Raw genomic sequence first — 18764 nt, 5'->3', positions numbered from 1 at the left:
TCAGCGAGCTCCACCGGCGATCGAAAAGAGCGCCGCGAAAAAGGCGATGTACACGAACCCGACCACGCCGCCGACGACGAGCACGACGAGCGGCTCGAACCATGTGCTGAACCGCCGGACGATGGCGGCGAGCTGAAGCTTGTGGAACCGGGCGACCTCGGCCAGCACGCCGTCGAGGTTGCCGGCCAGCTCGCCGATGGTGACAAGACTGGCGAGCATCGGCGTGAACTCTCGCCCCCCGGTCAGCGCGCCGGCGAGCGACCCGCCCTGAATCACCGCCGCGCGGGCGCGCCCGAGGCGGGCCTGCGCGGCGTGCGAGACGACAAGCGGCTGCACGATCTTGAGCGCATCGACGACCGTGAGCCCGCTGCGCACGAGCAGGTTCATCGACGACGCCACGGCCGCGGTATCCGCCACGCGCAATACCTGTCCGAGAATCGGCAGGCGCAGCGCGACGCGGTCGGTCCTGTCGCGCACGCGCCGCAGGCGGAACCCGATCACGCACAGCAGCACGAAGACGAGCAGCGCGACGGCGACGGCCGTGCCGTGCACCTGAAGCCAGCCCGACACATCGAGCAGCGCCTGACTGATCGCCGGAAGGCGGCGACCGTAGCCGGCGATGAACTTCTGCAGTTTCGGAATGACGCTGAAGACCATGAATCCCGCCACGACGAGCGCCGCGACGAGCACGAACGACGGATACGCCAGCGCGGACAGGAGCGTCGTGCGAAGCTGGCGCGAACCTTCGAGATGTTCGGCGGCGCGTTCGAGAACGATGTCGAGCGTACCGGTCGCTTCGCCGACGCGGACAAGGTGCGTGATCACCGGGGCGATACGGGGGTATTGGGCGGTGAGGGCGTCGGCGAGCGTGGCCCCCTGCTCGATGCGCTCGCGCACGCCGCGCCAGAAATAAGCGAGCGGCCGGCGCGGGGCATGCTCGGCGATGGCGCCCAGCGCGGTCAGCAGGGGCAACCCGCTGCGCAGCATCGTCGAAAGCTGCTGTAGCGCGATCTCCAGTTCGAAGCGCGACGGGTTGGGACGTAGCGAGAAGGTCCGCCGCAGGCCGTCGACCTTGCTGACCGTGTCGCGCGTCATCTGCACGCCCAGCACGATCCACCCGCGCGAGCGCAGCTCGGCGATCAGTTCGGCGGTGGAGCCGGCTTCCTGAAGCCCGCGGTGCGGGGCGCCATTGGCGGATCGGGCTGTGAATTCGAACGTGGGCATGCGGTCGTTTTTCGATCTCGTCAGAAGGTTTCGATGGCCTGAATCGCCTCGCCCGGTGCGACGAGGCCGGCGAGCACCTTGGCGGCGGCGTCGGCGGCGAGCGGCGGATACTCGGCGGTGCGATTGCGGAACAGTTCGTTCTCGTCCGCCCCGCGGGAGATCAGATCGACGAGCACGGCGTTGATGCGCAGCATCTCGAAGAGGCCCAGGCGCCCGTGATATCCGCGATGGGCGCAGTAGACGCAGCCGCCGGGCTCGGCGACTTCGCGACCGGCGAGAGCTGCATCGCCCAGCGCGACGGCTTCGTGATGCATGAGCGGGCGCGTCTTGCGGCAGCCCGGCTCCATGCACAGCCGCCGCACCAGTCGCTGCGCCACACAGAGCCGCAACGTCGCCGCGATCAGATAGTCGGCCGCGCCCATGTCGCGCATGCGCGTCACGACGCTGGCGGCGCTGTTGGTATGTAATGTCGAAAGCACCAGGTGCCCGGTCAGCGACGCCTTGAGCGCGATGTCCAAGCTCTCCGCATCGCGCACTTCGCCGATCATCAGTACGTCCGGATCATGACGCAGCGCGCTGCGGAGCGCCTTGGCGAAGCTCACCTTGTCGCGCCCGTCGACTTCGACCTGCGACACGCCGTCGATCTCGTATTCGACGGGGTCTTCGATGGTCAGCACGTTGAGCGACTCGTGCGCGATGAGCTGTCGGATCATGGCGTAGAGCGTCGTCGTCTTGCCGGAGCCGGTCGGGCCGGTCAGCAGGACGAGCCCCGACGGCTGGGCGAGCATCTGTCGGACGCAGCTCATGTGCACCGCCGACATGCCGAGATTGTTGAGCGTCAGCGCGTCGGTCTTGAGGCCGAGCAGGCGGAGGGTCATGCGTTCGCCATGGCGCGTGGGCAATGTGGCGGAGCGGATGTCGATGGTGCGGGCGGAAAGTCCCCCGCCGATGCGATGCGCGAATCCGCCGTCCTGCGGGGCGCGCTTCTCGGCGATGTCCATACCCGAGAGCACTTTGAGCCGGCTGATGATCGGGCTGTGCCACGAGATGGGGATCGTGCGGTAGTCTTCGAGTTGGCCGTCGATGCGGAGGCGGATGCGCAGGCCCTGCCGCGTCGGGTCCAGGTGAATGTCGGAGGCGTCCTGAATCGCCGCGGCGTAGAGCAGTTCGGAAGTGAGCGTGACCACTTCCTGCGGGTCCATCTCCGCGCTCGTCGCCGCCACGTCGATCGAGCGCATGCGAGCCGACGGCGAAGTCGCGGCGAATCCGGCGGACCGTGGGCCGGATTGCGATTCGGCGTAGATCAGCCGGATCGCCTCATCGAGCGACGCTTCGTCGGCAAGCTGCGGCGCGACCTTCAGGCCGGTGAATCGCTCCAGCGCTTCGACCGTCGACGGTTCGGGCAACTGCGCACAGGCGATGTACACGCACTCTTTCGAAGCCGAGAGCGGCAGCACGCGGCGTCGCAGCGCCAGATGGGACGGAATGCGCATGGCGATGCCCGGATCGATGCGGACGCGTCGCATATCCAATCTGTTTTTTGAAGCGGTGCTCATCAATGTTTCTCCTCTCATAGCTCGATCCACAAGGTCCATTTCCGCACGGCGGGCTGACCGGCGATCGGCTCCATCGCGATCGACGCCGGGATGCCCGCGAGTTCGGCCCGCTTCAGTTCGCGCAGCAGTTCGATCGTCTGCGTGAAAGTCGCCAGATATTCGACGCGCCATAACGACGACTTGCCGGCGGTCGCATTCGTCGCGGCGGCGCCCATCTGCGTGCTGAGAATCTGCATGCCCTGCCGCTGCATCCGCAGGGCGATGTCCGAAGCCGTGACCGCATGCATCGACGTCGACGGCACGGCGGCGGGCGCGGTCGTCGGATTGACTTCCAGACTGCGCGCGATCTGCTTCTGCTGCCGCAGCTCCTTCTCGAGCGCGGCGTAATCTTCGCGGCGTTCGCCAAGCAGCACCGGGTCGACGCGGTCCTGCTGCGCCTTGGCGATGGCGGCGCGATGGTCGGCGAGTCGCGACAGGGTCGGGCGAGCGATGAGCATGACGTACACCAGCGCCAACAGGAGCGCCGGCGCCGCGGCGATGATCCAGCGTTCACGATGCGACAGCGGTCGGTTCACGGTTGATCCTCCCGGGCGAGCGTCGAATCGGGCGGTGCCGGCGACTGGGCCACCGGGTTGAGAGCCGGCGCGCCGGGTTCAGCCATCACGCTGAACTTCCAGACCGCCGAGCCGTCGGCCCCCATCACCGCGTCCTTGTCCGCCGGGTGAATCCGCCAGCCGGTCGCCGCAAGCTGCTCGGCGAGCGACTTGGCGAGCACATCTGCGGAAACGGCGTCGAGCGACACGCCTTGGAGCGCCACGGCGCCGTCGGGGTTGCCGGCAAGTTTCTCGATGTAAAGCGCCTGCGGCGCGGCCCGACGCGCCTGCTCCAACAGCGCGAGCAATCGGTCCGGCTGGCGCGCCGGCTCGCGCGTCACACGCCGGCGCGTCTGCTCGATCGTGTTCTGCTGTCGGGTTTTGGTGATGTCCTTGCGGAGGGCGGCGATCTTCTTGTCGAGTTCATCCAGTTCGCGGCGCGGCTGCTGCGCCGCCTTGAGCTGCCGCTCGGCGGCATCGACTTGCGATTTGAGCCAGTGATGGTGCACCGCGCCGGCGGCGAAGACGACGAGGAACATCGCCGCGGCGCGGAAGAGCCAGCGTGACATGGGCACGATCTGCGGCGGCGGGTGTACGACCGGCGCGCCCGGCTGCGCGAGGACAAGCCGCTGAGCCCAGTGACGCATCCATTGGGCGAGCGTCTGCTCCGTCAACTCGGCGACGGGTCCGCGATCGGAAAGCGAATGTTCGATGGCGCTGAGCCATTGCTCCCCGTCGGCGGGCGTGGCGTCGCGCCACTGCTGAATCGACGCGAGCCAGTTGGGGCTCATGGCGTCGCTGTGAATGATGCGAAGCTGAACGGGCGCATCGCCGCGGCGGGCGATGCACAGCGTCGTCCGATCCAGCACCTCGATGCGCCGCCACGATCGTCCCGCTTGGACCTCGCCAAGCGGCATCGGCAGCCCGCCGGGGTGCGCCACGCTGACGAGCCGCCCGCCGCGACGGCGGATAATCTGCGTCATCTCGGCGAGCATTTCTTCGGGCGCCTGCGTGACCCAGTAGCCGATCGATCCCGCCGGGGCGTCGATGGGCGTCAGCGCGATCGCCGCTCGATCCGCCGCGATCCCGCTCATCGCCTCCGCCTCGAATCCCAGCGCCTGGCGCATCTCCGCTTCACTTAGTCCCGCCACGGCGCTGGCGGGCAGTTCGACGCTCTGCGTCCACACATCATCGCTGAGCACGATCACCTTCGCTCCGCAGCTCCGCCCCAGCGATAGCGCCGCCGCGACCGACTCGTGCGGCAGCGCGTGAGCCGGTCGCGTCTGCTGCCACATGCCGCGTACTTCCAGCCCCGACCCGAAGTCGGCGCGCGCGATGCGGTTCCCGCACACCGCCAGCAATGTCAGATGGGCCTTAAGCGCCATGTTTCACCGTAAAACAAGGTCCTTGGTCATTCCGCCCGCTCGCATCACAAGCCGGGTCACAATGCTCGATCGCGTGCTGTTTGTCACCGCGGCGGGCAGGTTCGCACCATCGATGCCCGCCCCCTGATACGCCCGCAGCACGCGCGGGCCGATGGTCACATCGGTCAATGTGAACGACGCCGCCGTGAACGGCGCGGTGATGGTCTGAGCCGTCTCCTTGACGCCGCCGGTCGCCGGGTCGGGCGAAAAGAGAATCACCACGATGTTGCCGCTTGCCGAGTCGGGCACGACAAGCTGACCGTTGGCGTCGATCGCGTACACCTGCCCGCTGAGCGTGCCGCTAAAGCGCGACGCCCCGCCGGGCGCGTCCGCGGCCAGCCCCAGCGTAAGGTCCGTGTCGTAATCATCCGAGGCGCCGACGTCGACGAGCCCATCGGCTCCGCGATCGCGCAGGGCTTCGATTGGTTCATCGGGGTCGACCGGCGTGACTCCGTCGGCCTTGAGCAGATCGAACGGGCGCGCCCATCCGTCAACGAGTTCGCTACGACCGATGGCAAGCCGCAGATAATCGCCGCGATGGCCTGTGCCGATCGTCACGGTCGCATCGGACGGCGCGGTGCGGATGGCGAAGGTCAAGAGCCCGCGCGGATTGGACCACAGTTCCGCAAGTTGCGTCGACGGGTCCGACCCGACCGCCAGCGGCAGTCGCCCCAGGTCCGCCACGAATCCGGCGCTCAAAGCGGTGCCGTCCGCATCGCGCAACGACGGCGGTCCGAGCACGGCGTCTTCGATGTTCGTCATGGTGCTGCGCGTCGCGTCGAATGCCGTCTGATCGCCGAGGCCGTCGACGCTCCGCACGGCAATGAGCGACAACACCGCGAGCACGGCCAGCACGAGCACCAGTTCAAGCAGCGTAAAGGCGCGGGCCGTACGCGTCATGGCGTCCCCCCGTCATCGGATCGCAGCAGGAACATGACCAGATCGTCACCCCGTTCGGCCGCGCTCGGATTGAGCACGTCCGCCGGCGTGTTGATGACGCCGTCGGGGCCGGCGCTGATGAGGCGTGCATATTGCCGCCGCTGATCGTTGTTTAGGGCGACGTTGGGATATTGCAGGATCATGGGATGTTGCCAGGCGTCAACCACCGCCGGATCGCCGTCGGCGCCGTAGTCGTCGGTGAAACCGTGTGCGGCGTCGATCTTGTAGACGAAACCTTGCGGAACGAGATAAGGCCCGTTCCATCCGCGATGGGAGTACCGATCGTAACTCGCCACGCCCGGAGGCAATTCGAACAGATCCGCCAGAGTCGTCGGCAGCCCGCCCACTTCGCGCATGTATCCGCCCCGACCGTCGCCCACGATCGCACCGCGCACCGCCACGAGCGTCGAACGCGTCGACGTCGTATGCGAATCATCGAGGATGGACGTCGTCAGCGGCAACACCAGCGCCGCGAGGATCACCAGCGCGGCGATCACCATGACCATCTCGACAAGCGAAAATGCCTTCGTACGTTTTTTCAATCCGGCCTCAAATATATCACATGATTCGGTCCGCGCAAGGGAAGAGCGCGGGCGTTGACCCGCGCCTTCCGAAATGTCGATCTGTCAATCCGTCGGCGGATTACTCGTAATACTCGCCGATTTCTTCGTCCATACGATCCGCGTCGCCGCCGACGATGGCGACAAGCTGAGCGCGGCCGCCGCCGTTGTCGACCTCGAAGATCGCCAGGTGACGGTTGTAGTAGTGCGTCGGGTCGGTGTTGGAATAGGTCGGGGTTTCGTTGAGGACCGAGCCGATGGCCTGATTGAGCGGCCCGAGTCCGAAGACGACGAGCGTCTTGTCGGCGGGGACGACGCCGGTGGCGGGATACAGATGCGCGATGATCGCCTGGCCGTCTTCGTCGGCGGCGTTGATCGTGGCGACCGTGGCGCCGTCGGCCAGAGCGCGGGAGACCGTGAAGGCATTGCCGGGGGCGCTGTCGTAGGTCGAGCCGTCGCCGGCGACGTCGAGCACGGTCGTGATGCCCATGCGGGTCAGGGAGCGGACCTGATGGGTGGTGGCGTCTTCGGTGAGGGTGGTGGTGGCGAGCTTGGTGGGGCTGCCGGTGGGCGGGCCGCCGGTGAGCTGCGGGTCAAGGCCGGGCGTGGTGTCGCCGGGGGCCCAGAGCGCCGAACCGGTCTCGGTCACGAGCGAGTCCCAGTTGTCGGGGTAGAGGTTGTGCTGAATGCGGTACTGCTGAATGAAGCGCGAGATGCCGTGCATGTTCGACGCGGCGACGCCCTTGTTGGCCTTGAGCTGGAACAGGTCCAGCTTCGGCAGCACCAGACCCGCGAGGATCACGAGCGTGGCGACGACGGCCACAAGTTCGATGAGGGTGAAACCCTGTTGACGACGTTTGGGGGACATGGTCTTGGACCTCCACGAATGACCCGGTGACTGACGCGCGTCCGGCAACACACCGGCCGCGTCCGACACCTTGTACCGCACATCCGTGAAGCCCATCAAAAACGGGTATTAATTGCACGCATGCCCATCCCGGGCGTGATAGGGATGTTCTGAAGCGAAAAAAGCTTGGGGCGGGCTTGCTTGTGTGGTACGATCACGTTGGGAATCAGGGAGCCCGCCACATGCAACGAGCCCGTTTTCGTCATGCGTTCGCGATGCTGATCGTTCTCAGCGGCGCGCCGGCGTTCGCCGAGCCGCGGATCGATCTGGGGGTGATGGACGGCATCGCGCTGGACCAGCCGCGCGTCACGTTCGGACTGCGCGACCCGGCGAATCCGGGCGTCATCGTCGGACCCGGACCGTTCTCCAACACCGCGGCGCTCGACACCGGGGCCGACTCGGTGCTGCTGGCGGCGTTCGGCTATCTCGATGACAACTTCGAGGTGGACCCGAATCTGTATCAGCTCGAGCACCGTGCGGATAGTTCGGTCGTGCAGTACGCGCAGACGGGCATCGGCGGCACGGTGCTCTACGACGTGACCATTCCGTACAACCTCGAATACTTCGGGCCCAACGGAGGGGCGAGCAATTTTCTCACCGGCGTGCGCGTGACCGGGTCGCCGAACGAGGATCTTTCGGACCTTGCGGGGATCGTGGGCATGCCGGCGATGGTCGGCCGCGTGATGAACTGGGACCTGACGCCGATGGTGAACTTCGATCTGATCGATGCGACGTTCGCCGCGACCGCTCCCGCTCCGACCGCGCACAGTTACCACATTCACCTCGATCAATTTGCGACGGAGGCGTCGGGTCAGCAGCAGCCGGACGATCCGTTGCCGGTGCTGGCGAATCTGCCGTTGGTGCCGGGTGTGACGACGGGCTTCGGCGCGCTGGCGACGTCCGGCCGGTTCCTGCTCGACTCCGGCGCGTCGACGACGCTCATCAGCCGGGCCACCGCCCTGTCGCTGGGCATCGATCCCGATACGGACGCGATCGATCAGATGCCCGTCGGCGGCGTGGGCGGGGAAACGACGCTGCCGGTCGTTCATGTCGATTCGATCACGCTCCCCACCGCCGAGGGCGTCAATCTCGTCTATCACGATATCGACGTCGCCGTCATCGACATCGAAGGCCTCGACGTGGCGGGCATCCTCGGGTTCAACGCACTGACCACCGGCTACCTCGACGCCCTGCTCTCCGGCGAACCCGGTGCATTCGAAAATGTCGTGCTCGATCTGACCGATCCGGCCCACTGGGACCTGCGCCTCGATCTCAATCCGTCGTTCGACCATGTGATCGACCCGCCCTTCGCCGGCGACGCCAACAACGACGGCGTCGTCGACATCAGCGACCTGGTCCTTCTCGCCCGGTTCTTCGACACGGACCACACCACATGGACCGGCGGCGATTTCAACCACGACGGCGTGACGGACATCAGCGACCTGGTCCTGCTGGCGGCGCATTTCGGGCTTGAAGCGCCCTGGGCGACGACCGCATCGCTCACCGCGGCGACATCGCCGATTCCCGAGCCGGGCACGCTGGCGCTGTTGATCCCCCTGGCCGTACTTTTGCGCATGCGGGCCCGGCAAGCGCGGGCCGATTAACACAACTGTAACCACCGGCGCCGCCCGATCATCGGAGGGGTATGAGCACACGATGCCCGATCGCGCGGACGCTGAATTGGTCCCTTGGGGGCATGAAAGATATGGGCCTTTGCTTATTCCCGAGCCGCCGGATACGGTATTGGCAGATGAGTCAGAGCAGTGTCAGTTATTCCGATGAGGCGCGTCTGCTGGAGGGGCTGCGCGCCGGCGACGATGCGGCTTATGACCACATGATCCGTCAGCACGGCGGTCGCCTGCTGGCGGTGATTCAGCGCATCGTACACAACGCCGACGACGCCGCGGACGTGCTGCAGGACACCTTCGTCGCCGCCTTCCGCAACATCGACGGATTCGCCGGGCAGTCGAAGCTGAGCACATGGCTCCACCAGATCGCGGTCAACAACGCGCTGATGAAGCTCCGCAAGAAGCGGAACATTCACGAGCGCTCGATCGAGGACCTGCTGCCGAAATTCCAGGACAACGGGCACCGCATCGACGTGGGGCCGACATGGGACATCACGGCGGAGGATGTGGTGCAGAAGGATGAACTGATGCGGCAGGTGCACGAGCAGATCGCCAATCTGCCCGAGCAGTACCGCGAAGTGCTGCTCATGCGCGACATCGAGGAAGTGAGCACCGAAGAAGCGGCGGGCCGGCTGGGCATCACCACCGGCGCGCTCAAGGTCCGCCTCCATCGCGCCCGACAGGCGCTGCGCACCCTGTTGGAGGAAAACGTTCTGGGAGGCATGGCGTGATCAATTGTCAGAAATGCATCGATTTCCTCATCGACTATCTCGACGGCGAATTGCCGGAGGAGCAGAGAAAGTCGTTTGAGACGCATTTGAAGCTCTGTCCGCCGTGCATGGACTACGTCAACGAGTACCGCCGGACGATCGAGGTGAGCCGGGCGGCGTTGAAAGACAGCACCGAGAAGCCCGAGCCGTGCTGCCATATGCCCGAAGCGCTCGTGCAGGCGATCATCAAGGCGTGCAAACAAGGCAAGGGCGAAACGGGCGGATGCGGTTGCGATCAGGACGGGAAGAAGTGACTTCTTAGACGTCAGCGCGGAAACGTGCCGATGTCATTCTGATACCAGTAAAGCTCGCGGATGACCGGCCACCAGGTGTGCAGCCGCAGCGTCTCCTTGAAGTCGATCCACCGCCCGGACCCGTCGGCGTACATGTGGTTGCCCCCTTCGGGCACGCCCTTGTCATTGAGGGCGTGCGACGACGGCCCCCAGCCCGGATCGAGCCACAAGCCGTTCATGCGGTGCATCCGATCGACGATGAGCACCCAGTCCGACTTCATCGTGCTGAGATTGACGGGACTGCGGCCCGGATGCGCCACGCTCGCATGGTCGATCCACGTCGTGATCCCCCCGAGATAGGCGTAGCCGATGCTCATCACCGACTTGCCATCGACGGCGCTGATGCCGATGGACGGTTTGGTCTCGCGCCCGGGGCAGGCCCAGTTGTCCTCATCGATCCCGTAGGATTTGTACGGCTTCCATGCGTCGTCATTCAAAATCAACTGCACGTACCAGTCGTTGCCGCCGACGTTCTGCCGGCAGGGAAGGAATTTGCCGCTGCGATCCGTGGCGGCGGAGACGGCGCCGACGGCGATCTGATGCTCGTTGGACAGACACACCGTGCGCCTGGCGATCTCGCGCGCCCGGCTCATCGCCGGCAGAAGAATCGAAATCAGCAGCGCGATGATGCTCACGACGACGAGCAGTTCGATCAAGGTGAAGGCGCGCCATGCGTTTGGCGCGGCGGGGTGACTGAAGTCACCCCGCCTCAGCGGGACATGGAAATCGTGATGAAGCGCGAGGGGTTTCATTTGCGGCGACGCACCATGATCAATCCCATCATCGCCAACCCCGCCGGCAGCGCGGCGGGCGCGGGGATCGCGGCGGTGATGACGAACGTGCCGGGACCGGTGAAGCGATTGGAGGATCGCATGTACAGGCCGTCAAGATCGCTGAGGTTGAACGTGTTGAGCCCCATGTCGATCCCGGAGAGGACCGCGACGCCGTCGACATAGAGCGTACCGGACCCGTGACCGGCGAGAGCGAGCGTGTCGATGACAAGCTGGAACTGCTGGACGATGTCGCCGATCGCGACGTTCACGCCGCTGTTATGTCGCACGCCGTCGGAAGTGATGATGAAGTACTTGTTGGAATTGCTGAAATCGACGCCGACGCCGAGCTTGAGCGAAGTGCCGTCGACGAGCCCGGTCTGAAAGAACGCGGCGCTGCCGTTGTTGCCGATGACGCGGGCGTCGAAGGCGAAGGAGACTTCCTGGGCGATGTCGGGAATGGCGTAGGAGAATTCGCTGTCGTTGGTGCGCGTGATGGTGTCGTCGCCGTCGTTGGCGTTGCGGAGGTACTGACCGCCGGGGTAGTTCGTTGTCACCCAGTTGGTCAGATCCGAGCCGGTCCATCCATCGGTGCTGACCGCGGTGCCGCCGGCGCCGATGCGGGCGTTCTGGTTGTAGACCCACGTGGTGGCGGACTTGGGCTGCATGACGAAGGCCATGTCATCGAAGGCGGTCCAGTTGCCGCCGTCTTCGACATCGACGCTCACGCTGGTGATCGATTCGAAATCGGGCGCGACGAATCCGAGCCAGGCGTCCTGATTCGACGGCGCATCATCGAAAGTCCGAACAGCCGTCGACCCATCGGAAAAGTGCGCCGTCAGGGTCATGCCTGTATCGGCATTGACCCAGTCGATGGCGACGAGGCCGAAGTGCGTCACGCGGCGATTGGCCGGCGCGGTGAAGGTCCATGTAGCGTCGCTTTCCTGAAACCCGTGATGCGTCTCGCTGGTGGCGAGTACGGCCGGCTGATCGGTGCGATTGGTGCGGACCGTGGCGGTCGAAAGCACGGAGAAGGTCGTGCCCGCCTCGGTGACGGCCGCGCCGCCGCCGGTGCCGTTCATGTCGAACACGCCCGCATCGGCGGTGCTGTTGATGGCGTTGATGTACGCCTGAAAATCCTTGAGTTTCATCGTGCCCGCCGTGAGGACCGTCTCCGGATCGACCTCGACGCCGTCCTGTTCGCCGCCGACCGGATCAATGGTCGACGTCAGCGACGCGAACGTCACGGGCGCAATCGCCAGGGCCAGCAGCATCGTCAGTGTGTACTTGAGCATGGGTCTCATCTCCTTGCTTCATTGAGTGGGTTGCGTGTTCTCATTCTCGATCGCGCGGTACGCCAACCCGGCATAGACCGTGCGATCGCCCTTGCCTGAGTGCGAGCGGCCGACGTCGATGAGCAGTTCATCTCCTTCGACTTCGCCCAACCGTCCCGCGAACCAGGCCCAATCGCCGACCTGCGCGATCAGCCGGCCGTTGCGTTGATCGAACGGCATCAGCGGGTGCCCGTCGAGCGCCGCCGACACGCCGCCGGGGTCGTCGACGTTCGCGTCGGCCACCCGGTGCATGTACACGACATAGACCTCGTAGCGCCCCGCCGCGACGGGCTGGCGCGTGGTCAACTGCATCAGCGTCCCCGTCTTGCTCCATCCATGCAGCACGCCCGGCATCAGGTCCCCCATCTGACCGAAGTCTTCGCGATAGTTCCACATCGCATTCGACTCGAACGGCGGAGCGCCCGCCGGAAGCACGAATCGATCGTCGCCGAGCGCCGGGAACGTGTTGCACCCGTCGGCCAGCGGCGTGTCGGACCGGTCGACCTGTGCGGCGACGAATGTCAGCGATGAACCGTCGGCCGTCGCCATCGTCCGCGGCGTAACGGGCCGCCAATGCGTGACGAATCGCCACGGCGCCGCCGGCGCCATCCGCACATCGCGGTGATCGGCGTCAAATGTCAACGACTGATGAGCGACAAGCTGCACGGGCAGCGGCTCGACGGACGCGGTATTCAGAAAATCGACCATCACGCGGCCGAGGAACACATGCACCTGCGTGGGGCGGCCCTTGTCGGCGATGATGCCGAACTCGGTGCCGAGGTCGACGACGCGCAGGTCGGGGGCATCGACGGTGAATCCGTGAGCCCGGGTCGGCACATGCGCGGTGATGCGGCCCGAATGCAGCAGGCCGCGATTCTCGCTGGTCAGTTCGAAACTGCACGGGCCGATCATGTCAACGACCGCGCCGCTGTGCATCATGATCTGGGCCCGCCCGGCCAGAAGATTCAGCGGGCCGCGCGGAAGATCCGCCCCGAGCGTCACCGCCCCCTGCTTCTGGTCCCACTGCGCTTCGCTCAGGTCCGTGATCATCGCCATCGCGCCGGCCTTGACCGGTTGGCTCGATTCATCGCGCGAGGCGCTCCGCTGCATGATGATCAGCACGCTCGCCATCAGCACGATCGCCGCCGCGACGGACAGCCATCCGACCCGCCCGAGGCGCCATCGCCCGGTCGGCACGACTTCGCGAATCTCCGCGTCATCGTTGAGCTGCGGCGTGAAGGCCTCATTCACCAGCCGCGCCTGAATGCACAGACTCACGAACAGATCGCGGTGGGCCGGCGTCTCCATGAGCCGCCGGAACTCCTCAAGCCCCGCGTCGTCAAGCTGATTGTCGAAATAGCGTGCCGCCAGTTCGGCGAAGCGATCGGCGGCGGCGTCAGGCGTGGTGATTTCGCGTGCGTCGGTCATGACTGCGAACCCCCGGTATCCGTCGCCGGTCCGACGCCGTGGCGCTGCATGCACTCGGCCAGCGCCCGGTGGATGCGGCTCAGCGACTTGTAGACCGAATCGATCTTGCAGTCGGATTTGGACGCAATGGCCTGACCGCTCAGGGCGTCGACATAGCGCATCCGCACCATCTCGCGCGCCCGCGGCGTCAACTCGGACAGACACCGCCGCAGTGATTCGAGCATGTCGAAGGATGAAACACGATCGGTCTGCGCCCAATGCGTGTCGAGCATGTCCAGCAGATGTTCATCGAGCGCGACGGGCCCCCGCCGGGCGTTTTGCACGGCATGCATCGCCCGGAACCGGGCCGTCGACCGCAACCACGCCGGCAGCGCCGCTTCATCATGGATCGTCGCCGACTTGTCGACCGCCAGCAGCGAGACTTCCTGAAGCACGTCCTCCGCCATGTGCACATCGCGGACGATCGCCCAGATGTAGGCGAAGAGCCGGGCACGATCCCGCAGGAGCACACGGACGATGGTGGGATGGTCAACACTCATTCACTGCCTCGCTACAAGTATGATCCTCCCAGCCGGGCGAATCCGGACATGCCATCAAAATATTTTTTCGTCCGTCGGCACGGGGCCGGAGACCGGGGGCCGGGGCGACGGACGCAAATCCCGCGCGGGGCGGGTATAATGTCCCCCTCTACGGGGCGGTAGCTCAATTGGGAGAGCACTAGCTTTGCAAGCTAGGGGTTGCCGGTTCGATCCCGGTCCGCTCCATTCAAACGGGTTGCTCAACCCGTCTCGATCCAGCACAAGGCCCGCCGTCGAATGACGGCGGGCCTTGTGCATTTCGGCCAGTAAACAAAGGGTTTTCGCGATCCGTCGCCCGTCAAGCGCCGGCCAACCACGTGACGGGGTAGCGCCTGAAAACCGCCATCCGGGGGCCGAGATCGTCTCAAAGTCTCTAATTTACGTGACGGGGTCCAACCCCGTCACGTAAGAGACAACCCGCTTCAAAACAGGTGCTTACGCCAAATCACCATAGGTGCGAGTTGCCGCCGACTTTGCCTGCATGCGACCGGATACAACCCCCGTCTCGTGACGTTTGCAGTGCCAAAAAGCGCTCACATGATCATCACATGACTGTCACCACAAGGCGTTTGGCACTGGAATGGCACTGCTTCGGCGGCGGGAGTGGAGGAGACGGCCGAAGGAGGCTTGGGCGATGTCACCGGTGACAAAGAAGATGTCGCGGCACATCCACTGAGCCAGCAAATGGGCGAGGACGGCCGTGTTGGACGCCTTCGTGCTGCGGGTTATTCCTTGACGCAATTGGGCTTGAGTGGCATGCTGCCGTCGATGGACTCGGGGGTGATCCCTGAGCATCCTTGAGTTTGACCTGCTTATAGGCTCAGAACCGATGGCAAAAGCCGATGACGCCAACTTGGGATTGACTCCAGACCTGGCGGCTTGCCTCGAAGAATGGGGCATCAAGTCTCTGACGGATATTCAGAAGAAGGCGGTGGCGGCAGGCGTGCCGACCGGAACGAGTGCGGTGATCTGTGCGCCGACTTCCTCCGGCAAGACGTTGGTCGGCGAACTTGCCCTGGCCAACGCAATGACCTGCGACTTGAATGCCTTGTATCTCGTATCGCACAAGGCGCTCGCCGAGCAGAAGTATGCTGATTTCTCTGATCGATTCTCATCCGCACGGTGGCAAGGCACAGTCACCGTTGGCATCAGCACCGGTGATCATGAAGAAGGTGATGTGAGCTGCCGTCTTCTCGTCTCGACCTACGAAAAGGCGCTGGGTTTAGTCTTGGCGGGCCGGTTGAAGGTGCCCAAGACTCTCGTGATCGCTGATGAGTTGCAGCTCCTGGGCGAGGACGGGCGTGGAGCCGAGGTGGAAACGCTGGGCTCGCTGCTTCGTCAGCGGCAAGTCCACTGCGTTGTCAGGCCTGCTGCCTGAAACTGCGAAGCAGTTCGTCGACCTCCTGGCAACCAACTCGGAACCGCTGCTCAAGGACTTTCCGAAGTACGAGATCGGATTGATTCACTGGGCTCTGACCTGTCCAGAGTTCATCGGTGATCGGCCCGCCCGCTTCTTGCCGTGGCCATCTGGCCGAATGAAGCCTGAGTCATCGGTCTTCATGCGCAATGCGCCTCTCCTGAAGGCATGGGATCGCCTTGTTAAGCTCTTGGGCGGCCAAGAGAGAGCGGATTCCCTTGTGGCTGCGTTATCTGACAGCGTAATCGCTAGCTCTGTCAAGTATGATCGGGTACACCAGCAACTCGCGCAGGAGATCGGCGTCGAGGAGAAGGTTGCCAGGTGCAACAATGCCTTGGGAACCGAATATGAGGAGGCCGTTCTTGAGCTCCTGAAAGAGGAGCTGAACTGGTCGGTTGAGCAAGTGGACGATGGTAAGAGGCAGAATGTCCCTGACATTCTTCTTCAACTCGGCAAGGTGATTCTGCTCATCGAATGCAAGACGGTGACCAAGAAGCCGCCTCTGATTACGAAGGATGAAGCGTTTGCTGTATTGCAGAAGGCGGCAGACTACGATCCAGGAATTCGGCGCGTGACACTGGGTAAGCCTGATTTTGATGAACATTCAAAGAAGAAGGCGGCTGCGTCGCCAGCAATCACTCTCGTTCAGCATCATGTGTTTATGGAAGGCTTGATGCGAGTGCTTACAGGCCGGCTAACTGCACAGGGATTCATTGGGTGGCTTGCAGAACCGGGGGTAACCGATCTCAGTCGACTACCCGGTACGCCTACGTATGCGGAAGCCGCGCAATGATCGGTGTTGTTCCAATCTTCTGCATGTAGGGATTTCGCCAACCAACTGGAGCCGCCAATGATTGAAGCTGTCCAGCACTATGCCGTGCATGAAGCGACCATGTCATCGTTGAGCGAGGTTCTCAACACGGTGCAGGAGGTAGAGCAGTACGCTGCTGGCAGGAATCTTCAGGTGTTCTGGCGGGGCCAGTCGGATCAGACATGGGGGCTTACGTCCTCGCTGGTGCGTAACGTTTCCAGGCTGACGATTCCTACAGATAAGCTTCTGAACACTATCGAAGATCGCATCCTCGATGACGGTATGAAATGGATCACAGAGTTAACCAATCCCCCGTATAGTGAGCCACTAGCACGTCTGGCATATCTACAGCACCATGGGATACCCACTCGGTTAATTGATTTTACAAAGAACGCGTGGATGGCCATCTTCTTTGCCGTGGAGAGCGGCGACACTGTTGATGGACGCCTGTTTGCACTTCTTGTTGATCAAGCATCTGCCCTCAACGCAACTCCGGGGGGTACCCCGTGGCGAAAATGGAAGACGCGCGATGTTAAGGTGTGGGACCCGGTGGCGAGCGGGATCAGCTTCCCACGTATCGCTGCGCAAGACGGGGTCTTCGCCGTGGGACGACTTCCAAGTACTCAGCCGCATCGAGTCGCCAACGATAGCGTATTGGGTCGGGAACGCAGCTTGCTTGCAGAAGAGGTGAGGGGCATTCTATCGATCCCATTCAAACTATGCCCCCCCAGGCCGATCCCGCCTAACGCACGTCCGCCGATAGGATTGACCTTCCGTCTGCACATCGACAAGCAGTCGGTCCGCCGAGACTTGAGGAAGGAAGGGCAAGGCAGGAGGATCTGTCCACTGCCACAGGCAATCACGCATCAGCAGGTCTATCCTGATGCGGACGGGATGAGATCGTATTCGGATGTGCTTCGCGGACTTGCCAAGGGTGTACTTGTCGTGTGATGTAGTACTTTGATGCAGACGCGGGCATCTAGACCCAATGTGTCCTCTGCTCGTCCCACCGCACCGGCAGGTTCTTCCGTAGCTTCTCCAGGCTCAGGCCATCCGGCTCGTCGCCACACAGGATCGCCTCAATGATGTCCGGCGCGAGACTGGTCAGCCGCAACATACGGCCAACGTAGGTGCGGTCGCAGCCCATGGCGTGTGCCAGGTCTTCGAGGCTGGCGTACTCGCCCGACTCGACCTGGGCCTGCCACCGGTGTCCCTTGGCGATGGCCTCGACGAGCGTGTGGTTGGCACCGCTGGTGTCCTCGACGTGCTGCGCCGCTGAGACAGGCGCGGCCTCGCCTTCGGTTAGGACCATGCATTGTCCGTTGCGCCGGCGCAGCCGCATGGGGATGTGGACCACCACGGCATCACCGTCGCGGCGGACGCGCAGGCCGGGGTAGCGTTCCTTCTGCTGGTTCTCGCTGAGTGTCGCGTCATGCATGGGCACGTTCCTCGATCGGTTGAAGTTCTTCGACGATTTGCTCGATGCCGTTGGTGCGGAAGCGGATGTCGATGCCACTGGTGCTGACGGTGATTTCTTCGACCAGGAGCTGTGCAATACGCCGCTGCTCCTCGGGGAGGAGCACATCCCAAATCGGATCGATGGCCCGGAGCGCCTCGCCAACGCGGTCCAGTTCCATGGGCGCGCCTCGCGCGGCCTGTGCTTCAGCGTCGCGGATGGTCTTGTCCAGCGACTTCAACTCGGTATTCAGCCGCTTAAGCTCGTCGGCCATGAAGCCATCGTCCTGGTCGGCGACGTTCAGCACCGCCCGGATGGACTTCTGCGTCTGCTCGCGGCGCATGCGAAGTTCGTCCAACTTGTCGAGGGTTGCCTTGTCTGGCCCGGTGCCACCGGACTTACTGATCTCGCGGTACGTCCTGGCGATCACGTCGGGGTGGCGCAGCAGCGCCCGCAGTTGGTCGACCACCGCCGTCTCGATCTGACCGGCGGGCAGGTTCGGCAGCGGGCACTGGCCATAACCTTCCTTGACCTTCTTCGTGCAAGCGTAGTAGCGATACTCGCGGCCGTGCCTCGTCGTCCAACTCGGCTGCACGCGGCTGCCGCAGTGCCCGCAGCGGATCATCCGCCGAAGAAGGACAAACCGCTTGACCTGGTGCTTGTGCGTGTAGGTCTTGTTTGCCCGCAGCTGGGCCTGCACCCGCTCGAACTGCTCGGTCGGCACGATGGCCTCGTGCTCGCCGGGGTAGGCCTTGCCCTTGTGTACGATCTGTCCGATGTACTTGCGATTCGTGAGCAGCTCGTAACCACCCCGTTGTTTCCAGGGCTTGCCCCCACGCGACTTGCCGCTTTTGGTCGGTCGCAGCTTCGTGCGGATGCCCTCGGCATTGAGTGCGACGGCGACCTTGCGGCAGGACTCGAGCTTCTCGAAGCGGTCGAAGATGGCGCGGACGAGCTTCGCTTCCTCGCGGTTGACGACGTACTTCCTGTCCACCACGTCCAGGCCGAGGATCGGGCCGCCGCCGACGTATTTGCCCTGGCGTGCCGTGGCCTGCTTCTTGTCGCGGATGCGTTCG

The 18764-nt window shown here is 64.2% G+C and carries 18 protein-coding genes and 1 tRNA gene; 7 read left to right on the top strand and 12 right to left on the bottom strand.

What is annotated here, in order from left to right; genetic code table 11:
* From GC162_19045 to GC162_19020, 6 genes are all read right to left on the bottom strand, one after another.
* Complete coding sequence (locus GC162_19045) at positions 1 to 1224, bottom strand: hypothetical protein (GenBank protein ID MBI1370740.1); 1224 nt, start codon at positions 1222 to 1224, stop codon at positions 1 to 3.
* 20 nt (positions 1225 to 1244) lie between these two features.
* Positions 1245 to 2951 carry a hypothetical protein gene (locus tag GC162_19040; GenBank protein ID MBI1370739.1) on the bottom strand — a complete coding sequence of 569 codons (1707 nt, stop codon included), beginning with the start codon at positions 2949 to 2951 and terminating at the stop codon, positions 1245 to 1247.
* 400 nt (positions 2952 to 3351) lie between these two features.
* Positions 3352 to 4758 (bottom strand): hypothetical protein, encoded by a 1407-nt coding sequence (locus tag GC162_19035; GenBank protein MBI1370738.1) that lies wholly within the window; start codon positions 4756 to 4758, stop codon positions 3352 to 3354.
* A 3-nt stretch (positions 4759 to 4761) separates the two neighbouring features.
* Positions 4762 to 5697, bottom strand: coding sequence for a prepilin-type N-terminal cleavage/methylation domain-containing protein (locus tag GC162_19030; protein MBI1370737.1), 936 nt, complete (start codon positions 5695 to 5697; stop codon positions 4762 to 4764).
* Positions 5694 to 6278 (bottom strand): hypothetical protein, encoded by a 585-nt coding sequence (locus tag GC162_19025; GenBank protein MBI1370736.1) that lies wholly within the window; start codon positions 6276 to 6278, stop codon positions 5694 to 5696. Before GC162_19025 ends, GC162_19030 begins: the two co-directional genes overlap by 4 nt.
* A gap of 100 nt (positions 6279 to 6378) precedes the next feature.
* A complete protein-coding gene (locus GC162_19020) occupies positions 6379 to 7260 on the bottom strand; it encodes a prepilin-type N-terminal cleavage/methylation domain-containing protein (GenBank protein MBI1370735.1) in 882 nt (293 codons plus the stop codon).
* Between the two features lie 125 nt (positions 7261 to 7385).
* On the opposite strand from GC162_19020, the gene GC162_19015 reads away from it, so the two are divergent.
* From GC162_19015 to GC162_19005, 3 genes are all read left to right on the top strand, one after another.
* The gene (locus tag GC162_19015; GenBank protein MBI1370734.1) at positions 7386 to 8807 is read left to right on the top strand and encodes a hypothetical protein; all 1422 of its coding nucleotides are present in this window, start codon (positions 7386 to 7388) and stop codon (positions 8805 to 8807) included.
* Between the two features lie 146 nt (positions 8808 to 8953).
* The gene (locus GC162_19010; GenBank protein ID MBI1370733.1) at positions 8954 to 9562 is read left to right on the top strand and encodes a sigma-70 family RNA polymerase sigma factor; all 609 of its coding nucleotides are present in this window, start codon (positions 8954 to 8956) and stop codon (positions 9560 to 9562) included.
* Positions 9559 to 9855 (top strand): hypothetical protein, encoded by a 297-nt coding sequence (locus GC162_19005; GenBank protein MBI1370732.1) that lies wholly within the window; start codon positions 9559 to 9561, stop codon positions 9853 to 9855. The genes GC162_19010 and GC162_19005 overlap by 4 nt, the downstream gene beginning before the upstream one ends.
* Positions 9856 to 9866: 11 nt before the next feature.
* Here the strand turns inward: GC162_19005 and GC162_19000 are convergent, their stop codons facing one another.
* From GC162_19000 to GC162_18985, 4 genes are read right to left on the bottom strand one after another with little or no spacing between them, the layout of a single operon-like run.
* Positions 9867 to 10646 carry a prepilin-type N-terminal cleavage/methylation domain-containing protein gene (locus tag GC162_19000; GenBank protein ID MBI1370731.1) on the bottom strand — a complete coding sequence of 260 codons (780 nt, stop codon included), beginning with the start codon at positions 10644 to 10646 and terminating at the stop codon, positions 9867 to 9869.
* Complete coding sequence (locus GC162_18995) at positions 10643 to 11959, bottom strand: hypothetical protein (protein ID MBI1370730.1); 1317 nt, start codon at positions 11957 to 11959, stop codon at positions 10643 to 10645. Before GC162_18995 ends, GC162_19000 begins: the two co-directional genes overlap by 4 nt.
* 18 nt (positions 11960 to 11977) lie before the next feature.
* Positions 11978 to 13426 carry a hypothetical protein gene (locus tag GC162_18990; protein ID MBI1370729.1) on the bottom strand — a complete coding sequence of 483 codons (1449 nt, stop codon included), beginning with the start codon at positions 13424 to 13426 and terminating at the stop codon, positions 11978 to 11980.
* Positions 13423 to 13965: a sigma-70 family RNA polymerase sigma factor gene (locus GC162_18985; GenBank protein ID MBI1370728.1), complete on the bottom strand. Its 543-nt coding sequence runs from the start codon at positions 13963 to 13965 to the stop codon at positions 13423 to 13425. The genes GC162_18990 and GC162_18985 overlap by 4 nt, the downstream gene beginning before the upstream one ends.
* A 152-nt stretch (positions 13966 to 14117) precedes the next feature.
* Here GC162_18985 and GC162_18980 point away from each other — a divergent pair.
* From GC162_18980 to GC162_18965, 4 genes are all read left to right on the top strand, one after another.
* Positions 14118 to 14190, top strand: a tRNA-Ala gene (locus GC162_18980).
* 643 nt (positions 14191 to 14833) lie between these two features.
* Positions 14834 to 15382 carry a DEAD/DEAH box helicase gene (locus GC162_18975; protein MBI1370727.1) on the top strand — a complete coding sequence of 183 codons (549 nt, stop codon included), beginning with the start codon at positions 14834 to 14836 and terminating at the stop codon, positions 15380 to 15382.
* On the top strand, positions 15363 to 16214 hold the full coding sequence (locus tag GC162_18970; GenBank protein MBI1370726.1) for a hypothetical protein: 852 nt from the start codon (positions 15363 to 15365) through the stop codon (positions 16212 to 16214). Before GC162_18975 ends, GC162_18970 begins: the two co-directional genes overlap by 20 nt.
* A 57-nt stretch (positions 16215 to 16271) precedes the next feature.
* Positions 16272 to 17183 (top strand): FRG domain-containing protein, encoded by a 912-nt coding sequence (locus GC162_18965; protein MBI1370725.1) that lies wholly within the window; start codon positions 16272 to 16274, stop codon positions 17181 to 17183.
* Positions 17184 to 17211: 28 nt separating this feature from the next.
* Here the strand turns inward: GC162_18965 and GC162_18960 are convergent, their stop codons facing one another.
* A complete protein-coding gene (locus GC162_18960; protein MBI1370724.1) occupies positions 17212 to 17670 on the bottom strand; it encodes a hypothetical protein in 459 nt (152 codons plus the stop codon).
* Positions 17663 to 18764 (bottom strand): hypothetical protein (locus GC162_18955; protein MBI1370723.1); only part of this gene is annotated, 1102 nt, incomplete at its 5' end. The genes GC162_18955 and GC162_18960, both read right to left, overlap by 8 nt.

This window comes from Planctomycetota bacterium, from assembly GCA_016125255.1.
In the GTDB taxonomy this organism is placed as follows: Bacteria; Planctomycetota; Phycisphaerae; order Phycisphaerales; family Zrk34; genus RI-421.
Note: the sequence above shows the minus strand (reverse complement) of the source record. Positions and strands in the feature narration are given on the sequence as shown.